Source organism: Blastocatellia bacterium, assembly GCA_025055075.1.
Lineage (GTDB): Bacteria > Acidobacteriota > Blastocatellia > HR10 > HR10 > HR10.
On the sequence record JANWYV010000006.1, the window covers coordinates 151,226 to 159,969 of the forward strand.

The 8,744-nt window shown below is 60.2% G+C and carries 9 protein-coding genes; 5 read left to right on the top strand and 4 right to left on the bottom strand.

Annotated elements, in window-relative coordinates:
* Positions 1–20: 20 nt before the first annotated feature.
* Positions 21–1,043 carry a TIGR03617 family F420-dependent LLM class oxidoreductase gene (locus NZ746_02580; GenBank protein MCS6816247.1) on the bottom strand — a complete coding sequence of 341 codons (1,023 nt, stop codon included), beginning with the start codon at positions 1,041–1,043 and terminating at the stop codon, positions 21–23.
* A 443-nt stretch (positions 1,044–1,486) separates the two neighbouring features.
* On the opposite strand from NZ746_02580, the gene NZ746_02585 reads away from it, so the two are divergent.
* Positions 1,487–2,452, top strand: a complete 966-nt coding sequence (locus NZ746_02585) for a radical SAM protein (protein ID MCS6816248.1) — start codon at positions 1,487–1,489, stop codon at positions 2,450–2,452.
* A gap of 51 nt (positions 2,453–2,503) precedes the next feature.
* Entirely contained in the window at positions 2,504–4,573 is a 2,070-nt protein-coding gene (locus tag NZ746_02590) for a radical SAM protein (protein ID MCS6816249.1), read from the top strand.
* 701 nt (positions 4,574–5,274) lie between these two features.
* On the opposite strand, the gene bcp is transcribed toward NZ746_02590, so the two are convergent.
* Positions 5,275–5,757, bottom strand: coding sequence for a thioredoxin-dependent thiol peroxidase (bcp, locus tag NZ746_02595; GenBank protein MCS6816250.1), 483 nt, complete (start codon positions 5,755–5,757; stop codon positions 5,275–5,277).
* 125 nt (positions 5,758–5,882) lie between these two features.
* On the opposite strand from bcp, the gene NZ746_02600 reads away from it, so the two are divergent.
* Entirely contained in the window at positions 5,883–6,077 is a 195-nt protein-coding gene (locus NZ746_02600) for a hypothetical protein (GenBank protein MCS6816251.1), read from the top strand.
* Positions 6,078–6,096: 19 nt separating this feature from the next.
* Complete coding sequence (locus NZ746_02605) at positions 6,097–6,555, top strand: GatB/YqeY domain-containing protein (protein ID MCS6816252.1); 459 nt, start codon at positions 6,097–6,099, stop codon at positions 6,553–6,555.
* A gap of 12 nt (positions 6,556–6,567) precedes the next feature.
* Here the strand turns inward: NZ746_02605 and cysC are convergent, their stop codons facing one another.
* Together cysC and sat are read right to left on the bottom strand one after the other, a co-directional pair.
* Positions 6,568–7,110, bottom strand: coding sequence for an adenylyl-sulfate kinase (gene cysC / locus NZ746_02610; protein MCS6816253.1), 543 nt, complete (start codon positions 7,108–7,110; stop codon positions 6,568–6,570).
* Positions 7,110–8,294, bottom strand: a complete 1,185-nt coding sequence (gene sat / locus NZ746_02615) for a sulfate adenylyltransferase (protein ID MCS6816254.1) — start codon at positions 8,292–8,294, stop codon at positions 7,110–7,112. Before sat ends, cysC begins: the two co-directional genes overlap by 1 nt.
* Before the next feature lie 242 nt (positions 8,295–8,536).
* On the opposite strand from sat, the gene NZ746_02620 reads away from it, so the two are divergent.
* Positions 8,537–8,744 (top strand): hypothetical protein (locus NZ746_02620; protein MCS6816255.1); only part of this gene is annotated, 208 nt, incomplete at its 3' end.

An 8,744-nucleotide genomic window follows, 5' to 3' on the forward strand; every position in this document is an offset into this window, starting at 1 on the left:
CCATTCGATTCGGGAGGGCCTCAGGCCTTCAGGACTTGAATCGTCTTTCTCCAAAAGGCTTCATCCTCTAAGGGACGCGGCGGGCGCAGCCCGTAAAAGACGATTCGATCCACAAGCGAACGATACCGCTCGCGGAGTCGTTCAGCCATTTCCTCCGGTGGAGCGACGATGGCGAACGTCTGCAGCATCTCTTCGGAGACGACATCAGCGAGCTCATCCCATCGTCCGACCGCGGCCAGCGTACGTAGCCGTTCCGCCTGCTCCGTGAAGCCGTGCAATTCGAGGAGAAGGCGGTACGTTGGCGTCGAGCCGTAGAAGCCAATCTGCGCTCGAGCGAAACGTTGGCTCTCATCCCATTCGGTTGAATCCCGCCCCGAGACGATGATGGCGGCTGCGACGATCTCAAACTGCGAGCGTTCCCGACCAGCCGCTCGCCATCCAGCTTCAAGCTCCGGCAGTGCGATCTCGCGCACGTATCGTTCCGAATGCAGGGGATGCACGTGCACGCCATCGGCCACTTCCCCGGCAAGCCGTAACATCCTGCGATTCACCGCCGAGATGTGTACGGGAATGTCCGCGTATGGATTCGGCTCCGGCGTGAAGAACGGCGTCATCAGACTCAGCGTGTACTGCTCGCCGCGAAAGTTCAACGGCGCACCATCGCGCCATGCTGCCCAGATGGCGCGCAACGCCGCGATGTATTCGCGTAGCCACGGTGCCGGCGCCTTCCACTTCAGCCCAAATCGTCGCTCAATGTGGCCCTTCACTTGGCTTCCTAGTCCGAGGATCATCCGGCCCCGCGACAAACGTTGTAAATCCCACGCGATGTATGCCGTGATCATCGGGCTGCGCGGAAAGGCGACCGCAATGCCCGTCCCCAATGTGATTCGTGTCGTGTGCTCAGCGGCGAGCGCGATCGCCAGGAATGGATCCCCTCCGGTTTCACCGAACCAGAGACCGTCAAAGCCAAGAGCCTCCACGCGCCGAGCCAGAGCCGGAACATCCTCCAAACGAAATCGCGGGAGAATGAGATCCACTTTCATCGCTTCCTCCTTCGCGAGCGCCTCGAGTCATGAACGGGCATCATAGCACAAGGGGTCAGAGCCGTCGAGATCGGATGAATGCATCTCTACATCGAGTAAAAATGACTCGCTGGCTGAAGTCTCGGACGGACTTCGTGTCATTTAGGTCCAGTGAATCCGAGACCTCTTCGGACATTGTGTGTCAAAAATAGCCACTTGGAGTCTCTCGGTGGGATCCTGGACTCAGGCTAATTGAAAGAAATGGCTTAACTTGAGTCGAAAGGGCGCGCACGGTCTTGCTCTTGGGCATGGAATTTGCTTATATACTCGGACGAAATCGGGGCGCTAATATGGAGACATCAGAGCGAACAGCGTGGTATCGCCAACTGAAGGCTTGGCTTAAGGGGGCCTCTTATGTTGTGGGCATCTTCGGGGAGGCGATTCGTTCCTGGCGTGAGCTGCGGATGATCGTGAGGGGATTGCTTTGGACGGATCACGTGGTGCTCGCGCATTTGATCGTGACGCGACGGTGCAATCTCTCCTGTGGGTATTGCAACGAGTACGATCGGGTCTCGACACCGGTGCCGACGGATGTGCTGCGGCGGCGAGTGGATCGGCTGGCGGAGTTAGGGGCGAGCATCATCACGATCAGTGGTGGGGAGCCGCTTTTGCATCCGGAGTTGGAGGAGGTCATTCGGCATATTCGACGGCATGGGATCATCGCCGGGCTGATCACCAATGGATATTTGCTGACGCGCGAGCGGATCAAGAAGCTGAATGAGGCGGGGTTGGAGTACCTGCAGATCAGTATTGACAATGTTCAGCCGGATGAGGTCTCGAAGAAGAGCTTGAAGGTGCTCGATCAGAAGCTCCTGTGGTTGAGCGAGCTGGCGCGGTTCAAGGTGAACATCAATACGGTCTTGGGAAGCGGCGTGCGGAATCCTGAGGATGCGCTGGTGATCGCGCGGCGAGCGGTCGAATTAGGATTCTCGTGCTCGGTCGGAGTGATCCATGACGAGTGGGGGCGGCTGCGACCGCTCTCGCAGCGGGAGCGGGAGATTTTCCTGGCCGTGCAGAAACTCGGGAAGTGGAGTTACAGTCGGGTGAATCGGTTCCAGCGGAATTTGGTTGAGGGGAGGCCCAATCGGTGGCGGTGTCGGGCGGGCGCTCGGTACCTCTACGTGTGCGAGGATGGTCTGGTGCACTACTGTTCGCAGCAACGGGGGTATCCGGGAGTCCCGCTGGAAACGTACACGCGTGAGGACATGCGGCGGGAGTATCTGACGGAGAAAGCCTGTGCGCCCTACTGCACGATCTCCTGCGTGCAGCAGGTGGCGGAGTTGGACAACTGGCGCGATCCGCAGACGTTGGGGGTCAAGGTCTGGCGGGCGCCGGTCACGTCCGCGTACGAAGTGCGGCGCGCTGAATGAAGGCGGCCGCGGGCTGTAGCATGAGGTCTTCGAGCGAAGGAGGGAGAGTCTATGCATAAGCCGATCAAGTATGTGGAGAAAGCGCTGACCTATGTCGCGCGCGCAGCCTGGTTTGTCTTCGAGCGGTTGAATCGCATTCGGCCGAATCCCTCGTTCACGCCGAAGTGGTCGGATCGGCCGCTGCTGAAGTCCTATGAGAAGGTGAAGCCACCGCTCGGATGGCCGCGCACGACCGATAGCCTCTGTCCCAAGTGCGTGCCGGAGATCCGGCAACAGATCTTGGACGGAAAACTCCCGGTGGACATTTTGCGGGAGCAGCCCGTCGGACAAATCAAGGCGCAGATCATCGAGCGCGATGGAAAGATCTGGATGGTGAAGGATTGTCCGAAGCACGGACATTTTGAGGACATCATCTCCATTGATCCGGAGTTCACGCGCCACCTGGAGCAGGCCTATCCGGGGAGCGACATTCGTGCGCACAATGATGAGCGGTTGCACAATCATGGGTCGAGCACCATCAAGTACGGGCGTGGCGCCGTCCTCACCATTGATCTCACTAATCGCTGCAACATGATGTGCGATCCCTGCTTCATGGACGCCAATCAGGTGGGGTTCGTGCACGAATTGAGCTGGGAGGACATCAAGAAGTTGCTCGACGATGCCATCACGCTCAAACCGAAGCGGCAGCTCTCGGTGCAATTCTCCGGCGGAGAGCCCACGCTCTCACCCTATTTCCTGGATGCCATTCGCTACGCGCGTAAGCTCGGCTACAACAGCGTGCAAGCGGCGACCAACGGCATCGAGTTCGCCAAGAGTCCGGAGTTCGCTCGCGCGGCGGCCGAAGCCGGCTTGCGGTACGTCTATTTGCAGTTTGATGGCATCGGCAATGCCGCCAATGCGCATCGGCGCGTCGGCAATCTCTTCGACGTGAAGCTCCGGGCGATCGAGAACTTGCATAACGCCGGCGTGGAGATCATCCTGGTGACGACCATCGTCAACGGGATCAACAATGAGCAGGTGGGCCGGATCGTGCAATTTGCCCTGGACAATCCGAAGAAGATCGCCTTCGTCGCCTTCCAACCGGTCTCCTTCACTGGACGCGACGAGGAGATCAGCGATGAGCGGCGCATGGCGCAGCGGTATACGCTCAGCCATCTGGCCCACGATTTGAAGAATCAGTTGGGATTGGGCGAGCCCGCGCGCGATTGGTTCCCGCTCTCGTTCGTGAGCACCTTCTGCGATTGGTCCGACCTCGTGCACGGGCCGCAGGCGGATTGGGGGCAGGTCGGTTGTGGCTGTCATCCCAATTGCGGCGTGGGCATGGCCGTCATGGTGGACAAGGAGACGCGCGAGGCCGTCCCCGTTACGGCCTTCCTGAATGGGGATCAACTGGCCCGCGATGTGATGAAGATCAATGATGCGGCGCGCGGGAAGTGGCTTTCGATCCTGGGCATGGCGCTGGCGCTCATGAAGAATTACGATCCGTTCAAGGCGCCGAAGCATTTCAAGCTGTGGGACCTGCTGGTGAAGTTCGACAAATCCTTCGGGGCGACGGGTCGCAGCTATGGGGATGTCAGCGGCAATCGTACCCGCGAGGACATCGAGCGACGGCGCCGGGATCGGTGGAACTTCCTCTTCATTGCCGGCATGTGGTTCCAGGACCTGTTCAACTACGACTTCCGGCGGACTGAGCGTTGCATCATCCCCTATGCGACGCAAGAGGGAGAGATCTCCTTCTGCGCCTACAATACGGGCATCGGCTGGCGGAAGATCGTCGAAAAGATGCATATGACGGCGACGCTCTCGAAGTGGTACGAGCAACACGGGCGACACGAGATCTTCGCCGGCGGCAAGAGCGTGCCCCTCTCCAGCACCGCCCATTCGCTCCTCGTGCGCGAAGAGTTGGTGACGCAAGATGTGCAGCATGATCTGGAGCGATTGGGCATCCCGAAGAACGCGCGCGAGGAGAAGCTGTGGCGGCGTCGTCTGAGCAAGGCGGAGAACGAGCAGATGGCGCGTCTCTATCGTCAGCTCGTGCTCAACGAGCCGATCGAACCCTTGGTGCAGTTGAGGGGCTTGAAGAGCAAGACGCCGAACGTCGGCATCGGCGTCGGAGATTGAAATCACGCGGCCTCCCCGATCCCTTCGGGGAGGCCCTCTCTTCCCGGATACGAAAAAAAGAGCGGGGTGAAGCCATAGAATGATCTTTGCGCTCGCTCGGCAATCCCCTTGATGCGCGCAGAAGATCTCTCGCGCTCGCCGCTCGCCTTTCGGCATGAGGGATCACACCTGAATCGCGTGAGAAAGCGTATTCGCAGCCGGGGTATCGGAGCATCCCTGTCAGAATCTCCGCCCTCCGTGAAACCCCTGTTCTGATGGCAGGAGAGGAGACGGAGCCGGAAGTCCTCCGGCATTTTGATCACCACAGTTAGCTCGATCTCGGTGCTTTGGGGATTTCTCGCGACCTGGATCATCCTTGCGCTCTCGTTCTTGAAATGAGCGGAGACGGGATTCACCGATGACGCGCTCCTCGTGAAGTTCTTCGGCACAGCTTGCACCTCTATTATGGACTTCGCGCAGCCGAAGTGGCAGTAGGTTCTAAGGCGAGTGATCTCTGTAATTCGTCTCGGTGCCGACGGCCATGGTGACCATCTTCAGCATGATCCGGCGAGCGGACGGTGGACTTTGGATTGGGGATTCCTCCTCTTGCTCCTCCCAGGGATGATGACGATCCTGGGCACGGTGTGGATCTTCCGGCGAGAGCGGAAGCATCGCGCCCGGGAAGGTCGAGCGGGAAAGGCCTCTTGATCCCACGTTCAGCGTCAGTTGGCTTTCTGCAACTGCTCGAGGTCCCGCAAGACTTCCTCGGCATGCGTTTCTGGTTTCACCTTCTCATAGACTTTGGCGATGCGTCCCTCCGGATCAATGAGGAACGAGATGCGGTGGGTACCCATCGTCGTGCGTCCCATGAAGGACTTTTGGCCCCAGACGCCGTAAGCGCGAACGACCGCTTTCTCATCATCGGCGAGTAAGGGGAAGGGAAGAGCGTACTTCTCAGCGAACTTCTCGTGGCTGCGGACTGAATCCGTGCTGATGCCGATGATCGCAATCCCTCGCCGCTGAAATTCCGGAAAGCGATCGCGGAAGCCGCAGGCTTCCTTTGTGCAGCCAGGGGTGTTGTCCTTCGGATAGAAGTAGAGGACGACCCATCGCCCTCGGAAGTCCGAGAGCCGACGCGTTTCGCCCTTTTGATCCGGCAGAGCGAAATCCGGAGCGGGATCGCCGACACGCAGTCTCGTCGTCATAGGCGATTGAGTGTAGCGACTGGAGCGTCCTGTGTCGAGAGCAGCGGAGAGGTTCTGGGAGACGTTTTTCCATCTGCGAGATGTGGTATATTTGGGAGCGTCACATTTGATGAGGAGCAAACGCGATGGCCGAACTGAAGGCAGATCTGGAACGGCTTCGGCAGCTCCTGCATCCGGTGCTCGTCGAAGTCGAGCAAGGGATCGAGACGGAGACCTACCCGGATTGGAGCGTCGTGAAGGAGAATCTGCTGCAGGCGCTGGAGCTGGTGCGCAAGTTGGAACGGGATCAGCTCTGGAGCGCGCTCGGAAAATCGTCCTGAGTCAGGGGGGAAGGAGGCCATGAGTTTACAAGAGCGCATCGAGCGAGATTTCCTCGCCGCCTTGAAGGCACGCGAAGAGCTGCGCGTGAGCACGCTGCGTATGGTGAAGACGGCGCTCAAGCATCGGGAGGTCGCCGAGATGCGGTCGCTCACGGATGCGGATGTCATTGACGTACTGAAGGGACTGATCAAGCAGCGGCGAGAGGCGATCGAGCAATATCGGCAGGGCGGACGCGCTGATCTGGCCGAGAAGGAAGCTCGGGAGATCGAGATTCTGGAGGGATATTTGCCGGCTCCGCTGAGCGATGCGGAGATCGAGCGGATCGTCGTAGAGACGATCGCCGAGCTTGGGGCGAAGACGCTGAAAGATCTGGGGCCGGTGATGAAGGCTGTGATGGCGAAACTCGCTGGGCAACTCGTCGAAGGGCGCCGGGTCAATGAGATCGTGCGCGCGAAGCTCTCTTCGCCGGAGGCGTGAGGCAGCGCGCCTTCAGGAGCGCAAGTAGCCGAGTTCGATCAATCGCGCCAGGACGCGGCGAGCGCTCTCCGTGGGTGTCTCCTGATGGCTGGAGATGACCAACTCCGGAGCGAGCGGCTCCTCATATGGATCAGAGATGCCGGTGAAGTTCGTGATCTCCCCTCGTAGGGCTTTCTTGTAGAGCCCCTTCACATCGCGTTCGATGCAGACCTCGAGAGGACAGTTCACGTACACTTCCACGAAGCGACCGATCAGATCGCGCGCATACTGACGGGTCTCGCGATACGGGGAGATAGCCGCGACGATCGCAACGATACCGTTGCGCACGAGAAGCTGGGCCACGTAGGCGATCCGCCGGATGTGCACGTCCCGCTCTTCTTTGCTGAACCCCAATTGCGGGCTGAGATGTTGTCGGACCTCGTCGCCGTCGAGCACTTCGACCTTCAGGCCGCGAGCACGCAGCTCGCGCTCGACCAAGCGCGCGATCGTCGTCTTGCCGGAACTGGGGAGGCCAGTGAACCAGAGGGCGAATCCATGCTCCCGTACGCTCTCCATCAGCTTCCTCCTTCGCTCGCGAACGCGGCGGCTAGAATTTCGGCGACTTCCGGACGAGTGAATTCCAGTGGCAGGGGTTCACCTGCGCGCAGGCGGCGCCGCACTTCGGTCCCCGAGAGGGTGAGATGCTCGCTTTCCCCATGCGGGCACGTCTTGGCCGACGCCATGCCTCCGCATCGCCGGCAGTAGAACGCGTTATCGAAGAAGAGGGGAGTGATCCCTAGTTCTTCGGGATCGAACTCCTCGAAGATGCGATGCGCGTCGAAGCTCCCGTAATAATTTCCAACGCCCGCATGGTCGCGTCCCACGATGAAATGCGTGCACCCATAATTCTTGCGGACGAGGGCGTGAAAGACGGCCTCGCGCGGTCCGGCGTATCGCATCGCCGCCGGATAGACGGCGAGCACGACGCGCTCCTGCGGATAGTAGTGCTGGAGCAAGACCTCATAGCAGCGCATGCGTACGGCGGTCGGGATGTCGTCACCTTTGGTCTGGCCAACGAGCGGATGCAGGAAGAGACCATCTACGATCTCCAGCGCGCACTTCTGAATGTACTCGTGCGCGCGATGAACGGGATTGCGCGTTTGAAAACCGACGATCGTGCGCCAGCCCTTCTGTTGAAAGACGCGGCGGGCGTCGGCCGGATCGAGCCAGTACGCTTGGTACTCCCCGTGCTCGGGGCGATGAAGCAGGCTGATCTTCCCGGCGAGGTAGATCTCCCCTGTCTCGTAGAGGCGCCGAACGCCCGGATGGGCCGGATCGGTCGTCGCGAAGATCAGACGCGCTTCGCGCTCCTTCTCCACGCGATATTTTTGTTCCAGGTAGAGCACGCCGAGCACGCGTCCGTCGGCATCGGTCAACGCGACAGGCTCGCCCTCGCCGAGCTTGTCAGCTTCCGAGCGCGTCACCGCGAGGGTGATGGGAATCGTCCAGGGCAAGCCATTGGCCAGTCGCTTCCGATGAAGGACGGATTCGTAATCCTCCTTCCCCATGAAGCCCTCCAGGGGACTGAAGGCCCCGGTGGCGATCAATTCCAGATCCGAAATCGCCCACGCATCCAGCGCGAGGCGAGGGGCCGTGCGTGCCACCTGCTCCTCGGCATCCCGCTCTGCGCCGTGCGAGAGCCGATTGACGAGACGTCCACCATGAGGCGGAATCTCCGCATGCTGTCGCACCTTCACCATTCTCCTCCCGCGTCGTGCGCTGTCATGCAAATGGCCGATTATACTCATCGCCGCCCGACTTGCCAATGGATCACTCGAACGGTTTTGATGCGAGGGGTTTCTCTGGCAAGCTGTAATGCTTTATGGTTGCGGGAATGCGGCGCTATATTCTTCCCGTGGTAAAGGAAGAAGCGCAAGTGGATCGGCGATGTCCCACCTGTCAGAGAGCGAGCGGGCATATCCATCAGCGAGAGGAGCGAGGGGTGGTGGATATCCGGCTGGGGCGGGTACTGAAGTGGCGGATGCAGTGTGGGCGGTGTGGGCGGACCTGGACGTGTCAACCGGAGGGGATCAAGGCGCATTCTGAGCGGAGCCAGCGGATGCGGGCCTTGAATGTGCTGCTGTATGCCCTGGGGCTCAGCTATCGGGCGGTGGTGGCCGTGCTCTGGAGTGTGAGAGTGCCGGAGAGTC

Bases quoted from the DNA above. Each gene is read 5' to 3' on its own strand.
- NZ746_02605 (MCS6816252.1), top strand. From the start codon at position 6,097: ATGAGTTTACAAGAGCGCATCGAGCGAGATTTCCTCGCCGCCTTGAAG.
- NZ746_02585 (MCS6816248.1), top strand. From the start codon at position 1,487: ATGATCGTGAGGGGATTGCTTTGGACGGATCACGTGGTGCTCGCGCAT.
- NZ746_02580 (MCS6816247.1), bottom strand. From the start codon at position 1,043: ATGAAAGTGGATCTCATTCTCCCGCGATTTCGTTTGGAGGATGTTCCG.
- NZ746_02600 (MCS6816251.1), top strand. From the start codon at position 5,883: ATGGCCGAACTGAAGGCAGATCTGGAACGGCTTCGGCAGCTCCTGCAT.
- NZ746_02590 (MCS6816249.1), top strand. From the start codon at position 2,504: ATGCATAAGCCGATCAAGTATGTGGAGAAAGCGCTGACCTATGTCGCG.
- sat (MCS6816254.1), bottom strand. From the start codon at position 8,294: ATGGTGAAGGTGCGACAGCATGCGGAGATTCCGCCTCATGGTGGACGT.
- cysC (MCS6816253.1), bottom strand. From the start codon at position 7,110: ATGGAGAGCGTACGGGAGCATGGATTCGCCCTCTGGTTCACTGGCCTC.
- bcp (MCS6816250.1), bottom strand. From the start codon at position 5,757: ATGACGACGAGACTGCGTGTCGGCGATCCCGCTCCGGATTTCGCTCTG.